General features: G+C 71.3%; 18 protein-coding genes. 14 read left to right on the forward strand and 4 right to left on the reverse strand.

Annotated elements, in window-relative coordinates:
- Nucleotides 1-1,373 (reverse strand): hydrolase (locus tag ACQKIP_RS16775; protein ID WP_427743303.1); only part of this gene is annotated, 1,373 nt, incomplete at its 3' end.
- A 123-nt stretch (nucleotides 1,374-1,496) separates the two neighbouring features.
- A complete protein-coding gene (locus tag ACQKIP_RS16780) occupies nucleotides 1,497-3,332 on the reverse strand; it encodes a DUF4157 domain-containing protein (RefSeq protein ID WP_365864053.1) in 1,836 nt (611 codons plus the stop codon).
- 254 nt (nucleotides 3,333-3,586) lie between these two features.
- Here ACQKIP_RS16780 and ACQKIP_RS16785 point away from each other — a divergent pair, with 254 nt between their 5' ends.
- From ACQKIP_RS16785 to ACQKIP_RS16800, 4 genes are all read left to right on the forward strand, one after another.
- Nucleotides 3,587-5,197 carry a phage tail sheath subtilisin-like domain-containing protein gene (locus ACQKIP_RS16785; RefSeq protein WP_365864055.1) on the forward strand — a complete coding sequence of 537 codons (1,611 nt, stop codon included), beginning with the start codon at nucleotides 3,587-3,589 and terminating at the stop codon, nucleotides 5,195-5,197.
- Between the two features lie 94 nt (nucleotides 5,198-5,291).
- Nucleotides 5,292-5,735 carry a phage tail protein gene (locus ACQKIP_RS16790; RefSeq protein ID WP_361195981.1) on the forward strand — a complete coding sequence of 148 codons (444 nt, stop codon included), beginning with the start codon at nucleotides 5,292-5,294 and terminating at the stop codon, nucleotides 5,733-5,735.
- Entirely contained in the window at nucleotides 5,735-6,250 is a 516-nt protein-coding gene (locus ACQKIP_RS16795; protein WP_365864058.1) for a hypothetical protein, read from the forward strand. Before ACQKIP_RS16790 ends, ACQKIP_RS16795 begins: the two co-directional genes overlap by 1 nt.
- The gene (locus ACQKIP_RS16800; RefSeq protein WP_361195977.1) at nucleotides 6,247-6,405 is read left to right on the forward strand and encodes a DUF6760 family protein; all 159 of its coding nucleotides are present in this window, start codon (nucleotides 6,247-6,249) and stop codon (nucleotides 6,403-6,405) included. The genes ACQKIP_RS16795 and ACQKIP_RS16800 overlap by 4 nt, the downstream gene beginning before the upstream one ends.
- Here the strand turns inward: ACQKIP_RS16800 and ACQKIP_RS16805 are convergent.
- Nucleotides 6,354-7,001, reverse strand: a complete 648-nt coding sequence (locus tag ACQKIP_RS16805) for a hypothetical protein (protein WP_365864060.1) — start codon at nucleotides 6,999-7,001, stop codon at nucleotides 6,354-6,356. The two genes, ACQKIP_RS16800 and ACQKIP_RS16805, sit on opposite strands and share 52 nt — an antisense overlap.
- Nucleotides 7,002-8,696: 1,695 nt before the next feature.
- Complete coding sequence (locus ACQKIP_RS16810) at nucleotides 8,697-9,002, reverse strand: hypothetical protein (RefSeq protein ID WP_365864061.1); 306 nt, start codon at nucleotides 9,000-9,002, stop codon at nucleotides 8,697-8,699.
- Between the two features lie 604 nt (nucleotides 9,003-9,606).
- On the opposite strand from ACQKIP_RS16810, the gene ACQKIP_RS16815 reads away from it, so the two are divergent.
- The 10 genes from ACQKIP_RS16815 (at nucleotide 9,607) to ACQKIP_RS16860 (ending at nucleotide 20,207) form a co-directional block, all read left to right on the forward strand.
- Nucleotides 9,607-10,233 (forward strand): hypothetical protein, encoded by a 627-nt coding sequence (locus tag ACQKIP_RS16815; RefSeq protein ID WP_365864062.1) that lies wholly within the window; start codon nucleotides 9,607-9,609, stop codon nucleotides 10,231-10,233.
- A 90-nt stretch (nucleotides 10,234-10,323) separates the two neighbouring features.
- The gene (locus ACQKIP_RS16820) at nucleotides 10,324-10,746 is read left to right on the forward strand and encodes a phage tail protein (protein ID WP_365864063.1); all 423 of its coding nucleotides are present in this window, start codon (nucleotides 10,324-10,326) and stop codon (nucleotides 10,744-10,746) included.
- 74 nt (nucleotides 10,747-10,820) lie between these two features.
- Complete coding sequence (locus ACQKIP_RS16825) at nucleotides 10,821-11,540, forward strand: LysM peptidoglycan-binding domain-containing protein (RefSeq protein ID WP_365864064.1); 720 nt, start codon at nucleotides 10,821-10,823, stop codon at nucleotides 11,538-11,540.
- The gene (locus tag ACQKIP_RS16830; protein WP_365864066.1) at nucleotides 11,540-13,456 is read left to right on the forward strand and encodes a VgrG-related protein; all 1,917 of its coding nucleotides are present in this window, start codon (nucleotides 11,540-11,542) and stop codon (nucleotides 13,454-13,456) included. The genes ACQKIP_RS16825 and ACQKIP_RS16830 overlap by 1 nt, the downstream gene beginning before the upstream one ends.
- A gap of 58 nt (nucleotides 13,457-13,514) precedes the next feature.
- Nucleotides 13,515-13,970, forward strand: a complete 456-nt coding sequence (locus tag ACQKIP_RS16835; protein ID WP_365864068.1) for a GPW/gp25 family protein — start codon at nucleotides 13,515-13,517, stop codon at nucleotides 13,968-13,970.
- Entirely contained in the window at nucleotides 13,970-15,928 is a 1,959-nt protein-coding gene (locus ACQKIP_RS16840; protein WP_365864070.1) for a putative baseplate assembly protein, read from the forward strand. Before ACQKIP_RS16835 ends, ACQKIP_RS16840 begins: the two co-directional genes overlap by 1 nt.
- Nucleotides 15,929-15,959: 31 nt before the next feature.
- Complete coding sequence (locus ACQKIP_RS16845) at nucleotides 15,960-16,550, forward strand: phage tail protein (protein WP_365864072.1); 591 nt, start codon at nucleotides 15,960-15,962, stop codon at nucleotides 16,548-16,550.
- Nucleotides 16,547-17,923 carry an NADase-type glycan-binding domain-containing protein gene (locus ACQKIP_RS16850; protein WP_365864074.1) on the forward strand — a complete coding sequence of 459 codons (1,377 nt, stop codon included), beginning with the start codon at nucleotides 16,547-16,549 and terminating at the stop codon, nucleotides 17,921-17,923. The genes ACQKIP_RS16845 and ACQKIP_RS16850 overlap by 4 nt, the downstream gene beginning before the upstream one ends.
- 275 nt (nucleotides 17,924-18,198) lie before the next feature.
- Nucleotides 18,199-18,543 (forward strand): hypothetical protein, encoded by a 345-nt coding sequence (locus tag ACQKIP_RS16855; RefSeq protein ID WP_365864076.1) that lies wholly within the window; start codon nucleotides 18,199-18,201, stop codon nucleotides 18,541-18,543.
- Between the two features lie 296 nt (nucleotides 18,544-18,839).
- Nucleotides 18,840-20,207, forward strand: coding sequence for an FG-GAP and VCBS repeat-containing protein (locus tag ACQKIP_RS16860; RefSeq protein ID WP_365864077.1), 1,368 nt, complete (start codon nucleotides 18,840-18,842; stop codon nucleotides 20,205-20,207).
- Nucleotides 20,208-20,353: the final 146 nt, after the last annotated feature.

Here is a 20,353-nt window from a genome sequence, read left to right on the forward strand (position 1 = left end):
GCCTTGTACTGCTCGATCGGGCTCCCGTGGTACTTCCACCCGCCGGGGTCGGTGCACACCCGGCCCATCCACTGCTCGTTCCTCACCCGGGCGTCGCTGCACACCACGCCGTCGAGGACCTTGAAGGTGTATCCCTCCAGGGCGGGATCGGCGCTCTTCGAACTGCCGAAGTACATGTTCTTCCCGTCCTCCACCTCCGCCCACGGGATCTCCTTGCGCCACCCTTCGCCCACCCAGGCACCGGTGCCGCTGACGCCCCCGGTGTTGACCACCGCGATGTTCAGGGCCTTGATGGGCGTGCGCTTGCCGACCGTGCCGGCCTCGGCGCCGTCGCACACCGGGTCCTGCCAGCCGCTGCCCGCGACGAAGGCCCGGTAGCAGATGTGGCGGCCCTCGCTGCGCTCGGCGACCTTGCGCACCGCGTCGGCCGCGGTCTCCTTCTTCGGCTTCGGGGGCTTGTCACCGCCGCCTCCGCCCCCGCCACCGCCGCCGCCCGAACCGCCGCCTTCGGGCTCCTTCTTCTCGTCGTCCTCCGGCTTCTCCTCGGGTGAGGGCGGCGGACTGCTGATGGGAGGCGGCGGACTGGACGGCGCGATCTTGCCCGCCTCCACCGGCTTCTCCCGCGCCACGCTCTTGACCTGCGGCTTGTACGTCAGCCAGACCACGACGAACGCGATGGCGAGCGCGAGGAGCAGCCCGAAGGTGGTGGCCAGCCAGCCCGGCAGGATCCCGCGCTGCACGAAGGTGCCGTCCACGTCCATCGGTTCGGTGCCGGAGCGCCGTACGGCCAGCGTGTAGGGCTGCTCCTGCTTGGACCCGAACCAGGTGATCTGCCGGGGCCGCAACGTCGTCCTCACGAACGCGGCCCGGCCCGGCTCGACCTGGATATTGCTGGGCTGCAAGTCGTACGAGAGCCGGTCCCCGGTGTCGCTGCCGCTGAGCGAGGCGGTGACCTTGGTGTTGCCGAGGTTGTCCACCGCGAGCCGGGGCCGCCCCCGGAAGCGGCCCTTGACCGTCGGCGGCACCAGCTCGGCGCGCACCTCGGTGAACGGGGTGATGGTGAGATTGCCCTCGGGCACGGTCACGGCGTCCGGGTGCTCGGTCGGCGTGATCCGCACCGCGTACGGATTGGGTCCCGCGGTCGCGTCCGGCGTCCGCGGCGGCGCGAACGTCAGCTCCACCGTGCCGGTCGTCCCCGGATAGAGCCGCAGCGACGGCGGCTCCACCCTGGTCCAGGGCGAGAGATCACCGACCGGTTCGAAGCGGTACTCGTCGACGATGTCACCGGTGTTGCGCACCTTCAGACGCACCGTGGTGCTGCTGCCGGGGTCGACGGTCGCGGAGGCGGGTTCCAGAGAAGTCCATAGGCTCACGCCTCGACGCTAGAAGGGCCCGCGCGGACCGTCAGGAGTCCGCCGGGCAGACCTGGTTGCCTGGAGGGGCAGCGGCAGGGGTCCACCCGTCCCCTGCCGAACTTCTCTCCTCCGGACCGGACTTCAGGCCCCCCTCATGAGGATGGTCAGGCGAACCCGCCCGTCGCGGTCCAAGTGGCCCCATTGCTCGTGGAACGACTGACCGCTCTTCGCCGTGCCGTTCATGGAGAAGAACCACTGCTGGTCTCCGCTGCTCAGAGTCTTCTCCTCCTCGCCGCGGGCGTAGTTCTCCATCGTGACGGAGTCCGAGCCGCTCGTCGCCACGGCGGTGGTGAAGTGGAAGTCGAACTCACGGGGTCCGCCACGTTCTGGAGCCTGCGTCTTGGTCATCAGGACGTCGCCGATCTCGGCCGGAGGCGTGTACTGATTCAACCCACGCCGCTTGAGCGCCTCTTCGAGCCGTGGCTCACCGCGATGGGACAGGACACCCTCGATCAGACGCTGCATGACCTGGGTGAACTTCTCCACCGTCTTGGGTTTGTTGCCGTCGAGCTCAGCCTTGGCCTTGTCGTAATCCTTGGCGGTCGGCACCATTTTGAGCGAGAGCTTGGACTTGACGTCGGACAGGATGCCGCCGAGCGCATGGAAATAGGCATCCGTGCCGACGTCGGGGAGCATTCCCTGTCCGGAGATCCTGTTCGCTATCGAGTTGCAGCGCTGCGGCAATGTTGCTGCGAGGCCGCGGGTGACGGCCCCTTCATCCGACGACTTCTTCCCGGGACGCGTCACCACGGGCTGGACCCGCCAGAGCGTCTTGGTGGTGTCGCCGACATTGATGGACAGGTAGTGGCTTCCCGACCGCTCCATCTTCACCCGGCCGCCGAGCTTCTCGTTCGCCCGGCCGATCTGCTGGTCCGTCGCGAAGAACATCTTGGCCTGACGGCCGTCCCCGGTGTGCTCCACCGCCAGGTCCAGGTTGTCCGAGATCTTCAGCGGTACCAAGCCGTTGTAGACGATGTTGGGCTTGCCGGATGCGTCGACGTAACTGTCCTTTTCGACTTCTTCCCCGGTCGGTTTACGGACGAGCCGTGACTTCATGTTCTGACCGGGGAAGAAGTCGGCGCCGCTCTCGTCGAGGAAGTCTCCCTGCGGCACGGTGGTCCGCGTACCGCCGGGGCTCTGCCGTCCCCTCTCCGGGTAGCCGTCATCGCCGGGGCGCACCACGGCATAGCGCTGCACGGCGTGGTCGGTTCCCGCGGCGGTGTCTGCGTCGATGGTGCTCCGCTGGACCGGTGCGGGCCGCCCCGGCAGTGACAGGTCGGGTGTTCCCCCCTGGGCGACCTTCTTGCCGTTCGAGGCGGCCGACACCTCGTACGGATCGTGCGGGCTCGACACCTTCGTGCCCGCACCGTCGGCGGTCCCCGCCACGTCGCCCATCGCGTTCTGGTACGTGTGGTCGACCTCGTGGAGCTTCACCTCGTCCGGCAGGTTCGGCTCCGCCGCCAGGATGTGCGGGCCGACGGTCAGGGCCTGCGCCCCGAATTCCCGGGCCGCCCGCTGTGCCACCGGACCGTCGTGCCACTGCACATGGTCGAACTTCATCGGGTACACGCGCTCCGCCTTGTCCCGGATGCGCGACTCCAGGGGGCGGCCGGGAGAAGCGATACCGGCCGCCAGGGTCGACCGCCGCTGGAGGTCGGCGTCCCTGGCGGACGTCGTCTCCTCCGGGTCCATCCGGCGCTGGACGGCCGGATCCCCGGTGGGCGTCCGGGCATGGCCACAACCGGGGCCGTGGGCGTGCTGCGTCTCTTCCAGGGCGCGTGACACGGCCAGGTTGCCGGCCTGACCCTGTAGTTTCAGCAACTGCCCGGCCGGGGTGCTCGGTTTGCCCGGTTTCCCCGCCTGGCGTGCTTCGCGCTGGTCGTCGGCCCGTTGGCCCTGTCTTCCGTGTACGTGCACGACGTTCCCTTCGGCGCGAGGCAGAGCTGATCCACCAGCCTTGCCCGGCCGACGCCCTCCCGGCCAGGGCCTCAAGGGCAGCCATACGGGCAAAAGGCCGGACCTTGAACAAGCAGGACCCGGGGCCGCCCCCTCCGGAACTGCCTCTGGGGGCAAAGACGTTGCCCGGCAACTGGCACCGGAGGACATTCCGCCGGCGGGCCGCGCCGACCAGCCTTGAGACGTCCCGTCTCGTACCCCGAGGAGAGCAGAGCATGCCGTCCTACTTGTCGCCCGGCGTCTACGTCGAGGAGGTGTCCGGCGGTTCGCGCCCGATCGAGGGGGTGGGGACCTCGGTGGCGGCCTTCGTCGGACTCGCGTCGTCCGGACCGCTGAACGAGCCCACGCTGGTGACCAACTGGACCCAGTACGTCGCCGCCTTCGGCGACTTCACCGACGGCTACTACCTGGCCCACTCGGTCTACGGCTTCTTCAACAACGGCGGATCCGCCGCCTACGTGGTCCGCGTGGGCGGCTCCGCCGAGGGCTCGGCAGGGGCGGCGGCGGACGGCAAGACCCCCGCCGCGGTGAACGGCTCGGCACCCGCACCGGCCCTGCCCGCCGCCGAACCCAAGCAGCTCGGCGCCTTCTCCGTGGCCGCCACCGGCCAGGGCGCGAACGGCCCGCTGAGCGTCGAGGTCGCCGACCCCGAGGGCGAAGGCCCCGCCGAGCGCTTCAAGCTGATCGTCAAGAGCGGCGACAAGCCGGTCGAGACCTTCGACGTGAGCGCCAAGAAGGGCAACCGGACCTACGTCGTCACCCAGGTCAAGGAGCGCTCCAAGCTCATCACCGTGACGGAGAACGCGTCCGGCGCGCAGCTCACCCGCCCGGAGAACCAGACCGTCGCCCTGCCCGCGCCGCCCGCCCCGGCCCCCGTACCCGCGTCCGCGCCCGTCGAGCAGGACGAAACCTCGCACCCCGGCCCGGCCCAGTACCTCGGCGATTCCGCAGACCGCACCGGCTTCGGCGGCCTGGAGGCGATCGACGAGATCTCCATGGTGGCGGTCCCCGACCTCATGGCCGCCTACCAGCGGGGCGCGATCGACCTGGAGGCCGTCAAGGCCGTCCAGCTCGGCCTCATCGCGCACTGCGAGCTGATGGGCGACCGCGTCGCGGTCATCGACCCCCCGCCCAGCCTGAACGCCCGTCAGATACGGGTGTGGCGCCAGGAGACGGCCGGCTACGACTCCAAGTACGCCGCCCTCTACTACCCCTGGCTCAAGACCTTCGACCCGGCATCCGGCAAGGCCCGCATGATGCCGCCCAGCGGCCACATCGCCGGAATCTGGGCCCGCAACGACTCCGAGCGCGGCGTGCACAAGGCGCCCGCCAACGAGGTCGTACGCGGCGCGGTCGACCTGGAGCTCCAAATCACCCGCGGCGAGCAGGACCTGCTCAACCCCATCGGCGTCAACTGCATCCGCGCCTTCCCCGGCCGCGGCATCCGCGTCTGGGGCGCGCGCACCCTGGCCTCCGACCCCGAGTGGCGCTACCTGAACATCCGCCGGTACTTCAACTACCTGGAGGAGTCGATCCTGATCGGCACCCAGTGGGTGGTGTTCGAGCCGAACGACCACGCGCTGTGGGCCCGCATCCGGCGCAACATCTCGGCGTTCCTGGTCACCGAGTGGCGAAATGGCGCGCTCTTCGGCCAGCGGCCCGAGGAGGCGTTCTACGTCAAGTGCGACGAGGAGACCAACCCGCCGGAGTCGGTCGACCTGGGCCGGGTCGTGTGCGAGATCGGCGTCGCCCCGGTCAAGCCCGCGGAGTTCGTGATCTTCCGGCTGGCGCAGTTCTCCAGCGGGAGCGGGGAGTTGGACGAGTAGGCCATCCGCCGGCACGCCCAGCCCCCGCCTCCACCACCGTCGTACGCCATCGCCACGAAGCGTTGACACGAAGCGTTAAAAGGACAGCGATTCCATGAGTCTCATGCAGGGTGACTCCCTCACTTCACACAACTTCGGTCTCCAGATCGACGGTGTGATGGTCGAGTACCTCCAGGAGGTCAGCGGCCTGACCCTCGAACAGGACATCATCGTCAGCCAGCAGAACACCGCCCAGGGCAAGATCGAGACCGCCATCCTGCCCGGCGTGCAGAAGAACGGGCAGTGCACCGTGGTGCGCGGCATGACCCAGTCGTCCGCGTTCACGCAGTGGATCAACGACTCGATCACCGGCCGCATGAGCACGGCCCGCAAGAACGCCTCCATCATCATGATGGATTACGAGGACAATCCGGTGAAGCGCTACAACCTGCGCAACGCCTGGTGCAGCAAGATCGACGCCAGCAGCCTGAAGGCCGGCGAGGCCGCCGTGCTCACCGAGACCGTGACCATCGTCTTCGAAGAACTGGTCATCGAGTAATGCGCCGCAAGGCTGTCGGCACGCCGGACGCGGGCGCGGCCGTCGCGGCGCCCCCGGCCACCACCCAGAACGTGGCGGGGGGAGCGGAGTCCCCCGCTCAGGCTCCCCCCGCCGCTCAGACCGACACCGCACCGCGGGCTCAGGTTCTGCGCACGGAGTACCCCTTCCAACTGCCGCGCGGATACGTGGACGAGGCGGGCACCGTGCACCGCGACGGCGTGATGCGCCTGTCGACCGCGCGGGACGAACTGGTCCCGCTGCGCGATGTCCGCGTCCAGGAGAACCCGGCGTACCTGTCGGTGGTGCTCCTGGGCCGGGTCATCACGCGTCTGGGCACGCTGGCGTCGGTGCACGACGGGACGGTGGAGAACCTGTTCGCCTCCGACCTCGCCTTCCTCCAGGACTTCTACCGCCAGATCAACGCCGAGGGACACACCCGCGCCGCCGTGCAGTGCCCGCACTGCTCCGAGCCGTTCGAGGTGGAACTCGGCGGGAGCCGCCTGGGGGAATCGTGACGTACGCGACCGACCGACTGCACGAGGAGATCGCGTACGTCGCCTATCACTTCCACTGGAACCTGGAGACGATCCTGGACCTGGAACACCACGACCGCCGCCGCTATGCGGACCAGATCGCGTCCTTCGTGACGCTCGCCGGGGCGGAGGGCTGAGGAGTGGGGTTCTTCGAGCGGTTGCGGGGGCGGGGTGCGGGTGCGGGCGCGGGTGCGCCCGCAGGCGCTGACGATGCGGGTGCCGGGGGCGGCGGCTCGCCGGGCGCGCCACCGTCGGCGGGTGGTTCCGCGCCGGGGGGTGCGCCCGCTGACGCCGGTGCGATGCCGGGCGCGTGGTCCGGGCTGCCGCCGATCCAGCGGGCCGTGCGCGAGGGCGGGTCCGGCGTCGCGGACTCAGCGTTCGGCATGCGGCTGCCGACGTGGCAGAACCCCTCCTTCGCGGCGACGTCCGCCCGCACCGGAATCCTGGACGCGGCGAGGTCGAGCAGCCTGCACTCCGCCGCCGCCTCCTCCTCTTCCTCGGCGTCGTCCGGTGCGCTGAGTGCCACCGCGCGGCCGGTGACGGGCCTTGAGAGGGCCGCGGGCGCGGCGCCCTGGACGCCGTCGTCACCGCCTCCGGCGGCTCGGCCGATGCCGGTGGCGCCGTTGCGGGAGGTGCAGCGGGCGGCGACACCTGCCGCCGCTCCGGAGGCATCCGGGGCGGGGCAGACCGCCGGGCGCTCTCTTCCCCAAGGGTCTGCCGGACGGCCGGGCATGGCAGCATCTTTCGCCCCCCGCACGGGAGTTGGCGGTACGGGGCTGTCGTCTGCGCGGCGGCCGGGGCAGGCGCCGGTGGCCTCGCCCGCCCCGGTGCAGCGTGCTGCGCTCGCCGGGGCGCGGAATGCGGGAGCGACTGGCGGCAATTCTGGGGTACCCGGGGTGCCTGGCGCCCAGCGGTCACGGAGTCCTGAAGCACGGGGTTCCGGCCAACCAGGCCCTGTGCCCCAGACCGGGCAGCGCTCGCGTGCCTTGCAGGAGGGGAGCGGGACGCCGGCGGTCACGCCGTCCCGCGCACCGAGCGCTGCCACGCCGGCTCCCGCACCGGCCCGCGGGGTACGCGTAGCCCCCGCCGCCTCCCTGGACGCCACGCGGCCACCCGCCCTGACCAGGGCACCGGTCGCGCCTACGGCGGTGCAGCGCCGCGTGCTGCCGGTGGCCCGGCGGGGGACTGCGCCGGTTGCCGCGGTTGCCGCGAGCGGCGGGGCTTCGTCGGATGCTGGGGGAGGGGAAGTCCCCTCTCCCTCATCGCCGTTGGGGGCCGGGGCGGCCACGGTCGCTTCGTCCGCGTCTCATCCGGGCGCTGCGTCGGCTGCCGCTTCGGCGGGTACCGCTGCACCGGCCGCCGCGATGCCGGCTGACCGCAGCGGGTCGTCTGCTGCGGGGCCGGTGGTGCAGCGGGCGGCCCGGAGTGTGGATCGCCGTGTTGAGTCGACCCCGCGTGTCTCTGGGCCGGGTGTTTCGTCGGCTGCTGTGACGCCCGGTGTCGGTTTGGCGGGTGCTGGCGCACCGGCCGCTGTGGGGCCGGTGGTGCAGCGGGCGGCTCGGAGTGCGGATGGCCGTGTTGAGTCCGCCCCGCGTGCCTCACAGCCGGACGCTTCGTCGGCTGCCGTGGCGTCCCGTGCCGCTTCGGCGGGTGCTGGCGCACCGTCTGCTGCGGGACCGGTGGTGCAGCGGGTCGCCCGGAGTGCGGATGGCCGTGTTGAGTCTGCCCCGCGTGCCTCACAGTCGGACGCTGCGTCGGCTGCCGCGACGCCCCCTGCCGCTTCGGCGGGTCAGGCCTCACCGGCCGCAACAATGCCGACTGACCGCCGTGGGCAGTCTGCTGTGGGACCGGCGGTGCAGAGTCGTGTTGAGTCGGCCCCGCGTGCCTCTGGGCCGGGTGCTGCGTCGGCTGCTGCGACGCCCCCTGCCGCTACGGTGGGTACCGCTGTGGGGCCGGTGGTGCAGCGGGCGGCTCGGAGTGCGGATGGCCGTGTCGAGTCCGCCCCGCGTGCCTCTGAGTCGGGTGCTTCGTCGGCGTCCGTGACGCCCCGTGCCGCTTCGGCGGGTACCGCCGCGGTGCCGACTGACCGTAATGGGCAGTCTGCTGCGGGACCGGCGGTGCAGAGTCGTGCTGGGTCCGCCCCGCGTGCCTCACAGCCGGACGCTTCGTCGGCTGCCGCGACGCCACCTGCCGCTACGGCGGGGACCGCCTCACCGGCCGCTGCGATGCCGACTGATCGCAGTGGGGCGTCTGCTGCGGGACCGGTGGTGCAGCGCGTGGCCCGGAGTGCGGATAGCCGTGCTGAGTCCGCCCCGCCCGCCACGCCTACGGGGGACTCCGACTCGCGAGCGGCGGTGAGTAACACCCTTACGGGCGACGGCATTTCGCGTACAGAGCCCAGCAACTCATCTGTCACGGGGGAGACTGCTCATCCGGCCGCGCCCCGGCCGTCCGCGATGCCCCGGCCCGCGACGGTCCAGCGCAGCGCCTCCCGAAAGGCCCCCCGCCCGGGCCTCGGCGCCCCGGTCACGTCCGACGTCATGCCCAAGGCGCCCACGCCCACACCGACTTCGGCTACACCACCCCCCACCCCCGCCACGCCGAACCAGGCCGTCACCCCGCCCGCGCCCACGGTCCAGCGCTCCACCGCGCCCGTCACCCGGCCCGCCCAGCGCAGCCGCGTGCCACTCGGCGCGCCGATCACCACACCGCCTCCGGGCGCCGTACCGCTCACGGACTCGCTGCGGCAGGGGTCTGCCCCGTCACCCGGCAACGACCGTCCGGCTCAGCCCCCGGTCCAGCGCGCCGTCTCCTCCAACCCGCCCCTCACGCCGACCGGCGACACGCGCCCCCACACTCCCGCGCCAACGCAGCAGACCACCGCATCCAGCGCGCCCAACCCGCCCGCCTCGTCCGCACCGCCGTCGAATCCGGCGCCGCGCACGGACGTTCCGAAGGGAGAGGGAGTGCCCGCGTCGCCCGGGCCCACGGGCCCGACGATGCCCCCCGTCCAGCGAGCCGTCACACCCCAAGCCCACACCGCCCCTGCCCCCTCACAGGAGCACGCGACCCCCACCGCCCCGACGCCCCTGCCGGTCCAGCGGGCCGTCACCGCCAGTCCGCCCACCGGACCCGCTCCCGCACCGGTTCCTTCGATGCCCACCGAGCTGCCGGTCCAGCGAGCCACCGTCAACGGACCGACGAAGCCGACCTCCGCGACGCCACGCCCCACCGGCTCGACGGTGCCGCCGGTACAACGAGCTGTACCCGACTCGGCGCCTGCGCCTTCGCCTGCCCCAAGGCAGATCGCAGCGACACCTGCCGACACTCCGGCGGCGTTGCCGGTCCAACGCCTCACCGAACCGGCCGCGTCGACCCGGCGGCCCGCCAAGCCCACCGCCCCGACGGCAGCACGCCGCACCGCTCTCCGGCCGCCCCTCCCCGTAGCCCGCCTGGTCGCCCCCTCGGCGCCGTTCCCGGCGATGTCCGCCCAGCCCCTGCCCATCGCCCGCACGGGCAGAGCCACTCCCGCAGGCCCCGGCGCGGGTCCCGTCGTTCAGCGAGGTCTCCGCTCGGCGACGCGCTCGGCGACCCGCTCGGCCACCGAGACGCTCGCGGCCGCCGCCGGTGCCACCGCCGCGAACGCTCTGGCCCGGATGTGGCCGGGCAGCAGGGACCAGCCGAGCCGGCAAGAGCAGGAGCGGGAGCAGGAGACGGTCCAGGACGACCCGTTGCCGTTCCCGCCCGACAGGAACACGGCCTCGGTGACCTCCGCCGCCTCCAGCAGCGAACCGCCGCCCGACTACACGCGAGTGCCCAAGGGGACCTTCGACCCGAAGGACCTCTCGGACTTCCAGCTCGACGAACTCGCGCACCGCTTGATCGGCCGCATCACGCGCCTCGTACGCACCGAACTCCGCATGGACCGCGAACGGATCGGCAGGCTCCGCGACGACCGCCGCTGACCGTACGCCCCGCCGCCGTAAAAGCAGCAACACCCGCACCACCCGCACCACCCGCATCACCCACAGCATCGACAGAAAGGCCCACCCGCGATGCCCCGCCAGGACCCGGGTTCCACGATCTGGTTCAGCCTGTCCATCGACGGCCAGAGCCTCGGCTTCTTCAACGGGTGCGAGGGCCTTTCCTCCCAGGTGGAGATCGAGCAACGCCAGGAGGGCGGGAACAACGGGTTCGTCTGGCAACTGCCTTCCCGCGTCACCTTCTCCACCATCCGGCTCACCCGCCCCCTCACTCCGGACACCACGAAGGTCGCCAAGTGGATCTCCTCCGTGCAGACGGGGATCAAACGGCCCACCGCCCAGATATCGGCGCTGCGCGCGGACGGGTCGGAGGTGGCGCGCTGGGGCCTGATCGACGTGCTCCCCGTGAGCTGGCAGGGGCCCCGGCTCGACCCGAGCAGCCCGGCCGTCGCCACGGAGGTCCTGGAGATCGCCCACCACGGGTTCACGGACTGAGGGACCGGAAGCCAGCAAAGGGTCCGGGGCCCCAGTGACCCGGGAGTCCGGAGAGAGCAGCAGGAGACACCCACATGCCCAAGAGCACAGGCGCCGGCAAGAGCCTCGTTCGCGCAAGCCTCGCCATCCACGAGCCTCCCGTCGGCACCAGCACCACGCCGGGCGGGCTCATCAAGACGTTCAAGTTCGACTTCAACCCGGCGCAGCTGACCATCGGACGCCGCGCCAATTGGACGGTGACGCCGACCGCGGACAACCGTGACGGCGCGATGCCGGAGTTCATGGGCTCGGAGCAGCGCGAGATGGGGTTGGAGATCTTCCTCGACTCCTCCGACCGGCCGACGAGCAACGAAGTCCTGAAGAAGGTGCAGACGCTCCTCGACTGCTGCGGGGTGACCGCCAAGAGCAAGAAGGCCGACCAGCCGTCGCCGCCGTGGGTGATCTTCCAGTGGGGGTCGTTCAAGACGGCACGGTTCGTCGCCTACGTCTCCTCCGTCGACGCCTCCTACACCCTCTTCGGCACCTCGGGCGTACCCATCAGGGCCACCTGCCAGCTGCGGCTCCACGAGATCCCGCGCGACGCCCCGGGGCAGAACCCGACCTCCGGCGCGCTCACCGCGCAGAGCGTGCACCGGGTGGTCGCGGGGGACTCGCTCCAGTCCCTTGCCTGGCGCGAGTACGGCGACGCCACGGTGTGGCGGGCCATCGCCGAGGCCAACGGGATCGACGACCCCTCGACCCTCAGGACCGGTACGGAGCTCGTGCTGCCCGCGGCGCAGGAGGTGGGTCGCTGATGGCCGACACAGCCTTCTCCAGTGTCATGAAGGTGCAGCTCGGCGGGAAGAAGCTCACCGCCGAGCACGCCCGGATGTTCGTCGACGGCTGGGTCGACCAGGGCGCCGGGGTGCCCGCAGCGTTCCGGCTCACCTTCCGTGACCCGCACCGCCTGCTCCTCAAGGAGCTGGGCGTCAAATTCGGCACCGAGGTGGTGCTGACCCCAGTGGCCGACGGGCAGGGCTCCGGCGAACCGCTCCTCACCGGCGAGGTCACCGCCCTGGAGGCCGACTACGACGGCACCGGCTCCTTCACCGTCATCCGCGGCTACGACCTCGGGCACCGGTTCCTGCGCAGGCGCCGCGTGGTCGCGTACGCGAACGAGACCGCGTCCTCGATCGTCAAGAAGCTGGCCGGGCTCGCGGGCGTACCCATCGGGAAGATCGAATCCTCCAAGGGCAGCTACGAGTTCATCAGCCAGGCCAACGTCACCGACTGGGACTTCATCGCCCGCCTCGCGGACGAGAACAAGATGGTGATGTCCCTCGACGCCAAGGGCAAGTTCAACTTCGTCTCGCCGAAGCCCTCGTCGGGCGCGCCCTCGCCGAGCGGCGCGCGCAGCGCGAAGAACCCGCTCGTCCTGAAGTCCGGGACCGACATCCTGCGCCTGCGGACCTCCGTGACCGCCGCCGACCAGGTGGCCGAGGTGGAGGTACGCGGCTACGACGTCGCCAACGCGCGGGAGATCGTGGAGACCTCGCGCCGCGCCAACAACCCCGTCTTCTCCATCGGCTCCTCGCCGAAGAAGGCCGCGGCCGCCTTCAAGAAGACCAAGCTCGTGCAGACGTCGCTGCCCTACGACAAGGGGCCCGAGGCCAAGCACGCCGCCGACGGGCTCTTCGACGACGTGTCCTCCTCGTTCTCCGAGCTGGAGGTCGTCGTCCACGGCAACCCCAAGCTGCGTCCCGGCGTGCCGGTGGCGCTCGCCGAGGTCGGCTGGCCCTTCCAGGGCAAGTACACGACGACCTCCGTGCGGCACGTGTTCGGCAACGGGCAGCGCTACGAGTCCTGGGTGACGGTCAGCGGCCGCCAGTGGCGCTCCCTGTACGGGCTCACCTCGGGCGGTACGGAGAGCGCGCCGCGGCTGCCCGGTGTGGCCAACGCCGTCGTCACCGACGTCGACACCAAGGACGAACAGGCCCGTGTGAAGCTGAAGTTCCCGTGGCTCGACGACACGTACGTCAGTGACTGGACGCGCTGTGTGCAGCTGGGCGGGAAGCGCGGCGGCGGCATTTTCCCCCTCGACGTGGGCGACGAGGTCCTCGTCGGCTTCGACCGGGGCGCGCTCGACCACCCGTTCGTCATCGGCGGGCTCTACAACGGCAAGGACAAGCCGACCCGGAACAAGGCCCCGCTGTACTCCGGGGCGCGCAACCAGGCCAGCAGGCACACCATCTCCGACCGCACCGGCAACCGCGTCGACCTGCTCAGCCAGCGCGTGGGCACCAACCGTGGCGTGAAGGTCTCCACCGGAGACGACAAGCTGATCGTCAATCTGGACCGCGCCAAGACCGAGATCACCGTCGACAGCAAGGGCTCGGTCACCATCAAGGGCAGCCGCTCCGTGACCGTCCGGGCGGGGACGGACCTCACGCTGAGCGCCAAGCGCAATGTGTCCATCCAGAGCGGCGGAATGCTCAGCCTGCGGGCCGGGAGCGCCGTCAACGTGAACGCGGGCGGCGGCGGATTCAGCGTCAACACGTCGTTCTTCAACGTACGGGCGGCCGGCATGGCCTCCCTCATCGCGACCGGCGGGGTCACGGTGAACACCGTCGGGGCGATGGCGCTCACCTCCGGCGCCACGATGGCCCTGAACTCGACCAACATCGGGCTGAACGGCGTGGTCCTGGTCAACCGCAAACCCCTGCCCTTCTGATGACCCGCACGCCCACGCGCCCACGCGCCCGCACCAAACAAGGACCGGTGATTTCCTGATGGCCGAACAGTTCGTCGGCTCCGGCTGGGCGTTCCCGCTGCGCATCGGCCCCACCGGAGGCATCGCCCTGGTCAGCGGGGAGCGCGAGGTCGAGGAGGCCATCCGGCTCGTCCTTGCGACCGCCCCCGGCGAACGGCCGATGCGCCCCGAGTTCGGCTGCGCCATCCACGACCTGGTGTTCGCGCCGGTCAACGAACAGACCGCGGGCCGCATCCAGCACGAGGTGTATCTGAGCCTGGACCGCTGGGAGCCGCGCATCGAGGTGCACGAGGTCGACGTCACCGCGGGCGAGGACCAGAACGTGCTGTTCATCGACGTGCGCTACGCGATCCGCGGCACGAACAACCCGCGCAGCCTCGTCTTCCCCTTCTACGTCATTCCCTCCCACGAGGAACCGGGAGCCGCGGAGACGTCCGACGGCCCCGGTGCCTTCCCCGAAAGCGACGACCGCTGATGCCCCTGCAGAGCCCCAACCTCGACGACCGCCGCTTCCAGCAGTTCGTCGACGACGCCAAGCGCTACATACAACAGCGCGCCCCGGAGTGGACCGACCACAACGTCTCCGACCCCGGAGTCACCCTCGTCGAGACGGTCGCGCACATGGCGGACCAGATCGTCTACCGCCTCAACCGCGTCCCGGAGAAGAACCACCTGGCCTTCCTCGACCTGGTCGGCATCACCCTGTTCCCGCCGTCGGCCGCGCGCACCGACGTCACGTTCTGGCTGTCCGCACCCCGCGAGGAGCCGGTGGCCGTGCCCGTCGGCACCGAGGTGACCACGCTGCGCACCGAGACCGAGGACGCCGTCGTCTTCGCCACCGAGGACGCCCTGCAGATCGTCCCGTGCATGCTGCGGCACCTGATGGTGCAGCACCCCGGCGAACCCGTCACCGACCGCACCGCCGACCTCGCCGAAGGCAGCGACGTGATGTGCTTCTCCGAGGCTCCCCGGCCCGGCGACAGCCTTCTCTTCGGCCTGACCGCCGCCGTCCCGCACTGCGCGGTCGCCCTCGAACTCGACAGCCGCGTCGACGGCGTCGGCGTCGACCCCCGCCAACCCCCGCTGGTCTGGGAGGCATGGACGGCGGACGGCTGGCAGACGTGCGAGGTGCACAGCGACGGCACCGGCGGCCTCAACAAACCCGGCGACGTCGTCCTGCACGTCCCCGGCGGCCACGTCCTGTCCCGCAACGGCGGCCACGAGGCGGGCTGGCTGCGCTGCCGCGTCACCGAACCCGCAGCCGACCAGCCCTTCTACACCACCTCGCCGACCGTGCGCTCCAGCGACGCCTGCACCATCGGCGGCACCACCGGCGTCGTCCACGCGGACACCGTGTACGACGAGGCGCTCGGCGAGGCCACCGGCCTGCCCGGCCAGCGGCTGCGGCTCGCCCACGCGCCCGTCGTCGGCGACGACCCGCCGGTGCTGCTCCAGACCGCCGAGCACAACGGCTGGGAGGACTGGCAGGTGGTGCGCCACTTCGCCGAATCCCGCCCCGACGACCGGCACATCACCCTGGACGCGACCACCGGCGACATCGCCTTCGGCCCCGCCGTCCGCGAAGCCGACGGCACCCTGCGCCAGTACGGCAAGGTCGCCCCCAAGGGCTCCGTCATCCGCGCCCGCCGCTACCGCACCGGAGGCGGCCGGGCAGGCAACGTGGCCCGCGGCGCCCTGAGCGTGCTGCGCTCCTCCATCCCGTACATCACCGCGGTCGTCAACCGGGAAGCCGCGCACAGCGGGGTCGACGGCGAGACCATCGAGGAGGCCAAGGCCCGCGCCCCCATCACGCTGCGCGCCCAGGAGCGCGCCGTGACCCTGCGCGACTACGAGGAACTCGCCCGCCGCGCGGCTCCGGAGACCGCCCGCATCATGTGCCTGGAGGGCAAGGTCGACGACTACGGCGCGCACGCGGTGCGCGTCCTGGTCGTGCCGCAGGCCGTGCCCGACCCGGGCGGGCGGCTGCGGTTCGAGCAACTCGTGCCCGGTGACGCCCTGTTGGAGCGCATCACCCGACACCTCGACGAGCGCCGCCTCATCGGCACCCGCCTCGCGGTGGGCCCGCCGTACTACCAGGGCATCACGGTGGTCTCCACGGTGCACGCCTTCCGCGGCGTGGAGACCGACCGCGTACGGCGCGCCGCCCATGACGCCATCTACCGCCACCTCGACCCGCTCACCGGCGGCGCCGACGGCAGAGGCTGGCCTTTCGGCCGCCCCGTCCAGGCGGGCGAGATCTTCGCGGTCCTCCAGCGGGTGCCCGGCGTGGAACTGGTCGACGAGGTCGTCCTGCACCCGGCCGACCCCCTGACCGGCAAGCGCGGCGACCGCACCGACCGCATCGACCTGGAGCCCTCCGCCCTGGTGTTCTCCTTCGACCACCGCGTACGAGTGATCGGGGACGCCTCGTGAGGACTTCCCCGCACCCCGCGCAGGGCCGCTCATGAGGGGCTCGATCGACGGCCTCGGCTCCTCCGCGCCCATCGGCCTGATGCTCCCGGCTGTCTTCGCCGACGACGACCTGGCCCAGAAGTTCGTCGCGGGCCTCGACGAGGTCCTCGCGCCGATCCTGCACGTCCTGGACTGCCTGGACACCTACTTCGACCCCGCGCTCACCCCGCTCGACTTCGCCCAGTGGCTCAGCATCTGGGTGGGCGCCGAAACGGACGGCATCGAGTCCGAGGCCCGGCTGCGCGCCGCCGTCGCCGCCGCGGCCGCACTGCACCGGGTACGGGGCACACGGCAGGGCCTGTCGGAGGCGGTGCGCCTGGCGTTCGGCACCGCACCGGAGATCACCGAAAGCGGCGGCGCGGCATGGAGCGCCCGCCCCCGCGGCCCGGTCCCCGGCAAACCCCGCCCCCACCTGAACGTGACGCTCCGGCTGCCCGACCCGACCCCGGCGGACACCCACCGCCTGGACACGCTCGTGGCGGCGGCCCGCCCGGCCCACATGCCGTACTCAGTCACGGTCACAGCCATCACAGCCACCACAGCCCCTGCGGACACATCCGCCGAAAGGAATCTGGAGTCATGACCAGGCAGAACTGCACCGAGTGCGACGCCCGCGTGGAACCCGGTCAGTCGTTCTGCGACGCCTGCGGCGCCGTCCTCAGCTGGGACGCGGCCGGGGCGCGCACGGGAGCGGCGCAGGCCGCGGACCCGGCGGCGCGCGCGGGCTCCGGGAGCGCCGCGAACCAGGCTGCCCAGGCCGGCTCCGGGCCCGCGTCCGGCTGGGACGGCTTCGCGCGCCCGGACCGTACGGCGCCCCCTGCAGCAGGCCCGGCGGGCGCTGCCCCGGCGGCCCCCGCCGCCGGTCCGGTGCCGAACCAGGCCCCCGGCGTGCGGGCCGCGACCGACTCCGGCCTGCCCCGCCGGGCCGCGCCGCCGGAGCCCGCGGCCACCGCGGAGAGGAACCCCGCACCGGGCGCCCCATCGCCCCGACACCGCCCCGATGACCCGGACCTGACGGACACGGCGCCCAACGACCCGGTGCCGCCCGCGTACACCCCGGGCCCGGACACGATCCACTCCCTCCTGGTGCCCGTCGCCGACCCGGTGGCGGCCCCGCCGCCCGCGGCGGTGAGCCCGGTCCTGCCCGGCCGCCCCGACGCGGAACGCCCGCATGTACGCGTCCCCGGCCAGGCACCGCAGCCGAACAACGGCCCGCCGTGCCAGTGGTGCTCCACCCCCAACCGCCCCGACCGCCACTTCTGCGTCCGCTGCGCCATGCCGCTCGCGCAGAGCGCCGACCAGACACCCGGGCCACTGCCCTGGTGGCGCCGCGTCATGGGGCCGGGGCGCAACCAGACGCCCTGGGCGGGCGAACGCCCCCGCCTGCGCCGCGTGTTCGACAACATCGGCACCTGGATCACCTGGGCGATCGTCCTGGCGCTGCTCGTCTTCGTGGCGGTGAACCTCTCCGACGGAATCCAGGCCACGCGCGACCACTTCGCCAAGCGCGCCCCGGTCGAGCCGGACGGGATCCGCTCCTCGAACGACTACGAGGGCCATGGGGCGAAACTGGCCTTCGACAAGCTCAACAACACCTGGTGGGGCCCGGGCGTCGCGGAGTCGGGCCAGGGCGAGTGGATAGAAGTCCGCTTCACCCAGCCCACCCGCCTGCTGGACGTCATCATCACACCGGGCGTCTCGACCCGCGCCGACGAACTCGGCAAGTCGGCCCTGCCGCACCGGGTCAAGGCCGAGGTCACCAAGAAGGACGGCTCCACCGCGACCCGGGACATCACCCTGGACCCGGGCCCGGGCGGCCAGCGCCGCTCCTTCCGGGTCGGCGAGGTCACCCGCGTCCGCTTCACCGTCGAATCCGCCCACGCGGCCTCCGCGAAGAAGCAGGTGGCGATAGCCGAGATCGAACTCTTCGGCCGCTCGAACGGCAGCAGCACCTGACCAGCACCCCGTACGGATATCGGAGTGCACCGATATTGAAGTGCACCGAGGTGTGCCGATCGCTACGGTGGAGTCGTCCAGGTGCGCAGGAGCGGGCTACTTCCACTCATATTGGGGCGGTCGCGGGTTCGATTCCCGTCGTCGGCTTCGGGCCGGCGTAGCTCAGTGGTTAGAGCACCTTGTCGCCTGCACCGACTCTGATCTCTGGACACACGAACGCAAGCCGTCCGCCACGGGGGAACCTGGCGGACGGCTTCGTCATGCGGGGAGCGGACATGTGGGACGGACCCTTCTACCGGGTCAGGCGTGAGGGATACGAGATCTGTTTCGTCCCCGACGCGGGAGAGGACATCGACGAGGTCTGCAATGTGGACATGTGGGTGATCCGCGACGACGGCGACCGCTGGTCGGGAACGGTATTCACGCTCGACGAGGTACACCGGATCATGGACCGCCAGCGCCGGGCAGGCGAGCCGGAGGGCGACTACTGGTGGTGCTGGGACGGCCTCATCGTCCGCGACGCGGGTGTGCCGTCGATGGTCGAAGTCATCGCCGGACTGGTCGCGACGGGCGAGCACGAAACGGTCCTGCGCCATGTCGGCCCAGAAGGGGACGCCTGATATCGGCGCCTCAGATACCGGGCCATAGTTGACGCTCCAGGACGAAATACCTGGAGGAAACAACCTCTGACATGCAGTTACGAGGTTCCTGCGCGCCGCGTACAACCCTTCGGCGCCGTTACGTGTCTCTTGATCGCCGACCCCACGCGTGACCCGGTACAGCTCCCGGTGAACGGCGCGGCGCCCACGTACCACCAGGCCACGCACCCCGCTGCGGCGCCCGGACCGCCGGTCGTCCCCACCGCCTGCGCTCCTTCACCCGCGCCGCCCCCGACCCACAAGGACCTCCGACACCCATGCGCATCCCCGCAACGACCACTCTCGCCGCCTTCCTGGTGGCGGGCCTGGTCCCCCTCGCCCTGCCCGCCGCGGCAGCGAGCGCCGCGCCCGCGAAGCACGGCGATGACTTCAACGGCGACGGCTACCGCGACTACGCGTACCCGAGCTTCAGCGCGCGAGGGGGCGGTGGCGTCAGCGTGATATTCGGGACCGCTGCCGGGCCCGGCTCGACACGGCAGCGCATCACCCAGGGGAGCCCCGGAGTGCCCGGCGCCGACGAGGTCGACGACATGTTCGGCGAGGTACGGGCCGCCGCGGACTTCGACGGCGACGGATACGGCGACCTCGCGGTGGCGGCGAACGGCGAGAACGGCTCCCACGGCGCCGACCAGGGAGCCGTGACCCTCCTGTGGGGCTCGGCCTCCGGCCTCTCCAAGGGCACGACCCTGCCGAACAAGAACCCCGGCGCCCACAACTACATGGGCAAGGACCTGGCGACCGGCGACTTCAACGGCGACGGCAAGCAGGACCTGGCCGTCATCAACGAAGCCATGACCTACGTCTACCGCGGCCCGCTCAAGCGCTCCGGCACCACCGGCGCCGTGACCAAGCTCGACAAGACGACGGCCTTCTACGCCTCGGCCCTGATCTCCGGCAAGGTCGACGGCGACAAGAAGACCGACCTCGCGATCATCGGCGATGTGGTCAGCCCCGAGTCCATGGCCTCCGACGTCTGGTTCATCAAGGGCGGCACGAGCTCGCTCGCCCCGGGCAAGAGCCTGCGTCTTGAGTCGCAGTCCGGCAACGGCGGCAGCGCTGATCGCGGCGGCGACGGCGTCATCGCCGACTTCGACAAGGACGGCTACGGTGACATCGCCGTCGGCACCTCCGTCTACTCCAAGCAACAGGGCCGCGTCAGCGTCTGGTACGGCGCCTCCGGCGGCCCGTCCCGCAGCGCCCGCCTGACCCAGTCGACCAGTGGCGTCGCCGGATCCCCGGAGAACTACGACCAGTTCGGCTCATCCGTCTCGGCGGGCGACGTCAACGCAGACGGCTACGCGGATCTCGCGGTCGGCGTGCGGGACGAGGAAATCGACGGCAAGAACAACGCGGGCGGCGTGCACGTCTTCAAGGGCCGGGCGAGCGGCCTGTCCGGCACCGGATCGCAGTGGTTCGCCCGCAACACCCCCGGCGTGCCGGGTCCGCTGCGGGCCGACGACCAGTTCGGCGGCCTGGTACGGCTGCGCGACACGGACGGCGACAAAAGGGCCGACCTGTATGTGAGCGCGGCAGGCGGGCTGCGGCTGCCCGGCTCGGCCGGCGGCATCACCACGGCGGGCGCGACGGAATTCAACGACGCACCCATCGACAGCTTCCTGCAGTAACACCCGTGCACGAACAGGACGTGGGGGAACCGCCAAAGCCCCGTGTCCCGACGACAAAAAAGGAAACCCCACACAACCCCCCGCGAAGCAAAACAGACAACCCCCGACCAGACCACCACACCAAACACAAAAGAGCAAACAACAAA

The organism is Streptomyces sp. NPDC059900, from assembly GCF_050270335.1.
GTDB lineage: Bacteria > Actinomycetota > Actinomycetes > Streptomycetales > Streptomycetaceae > Streptomyces.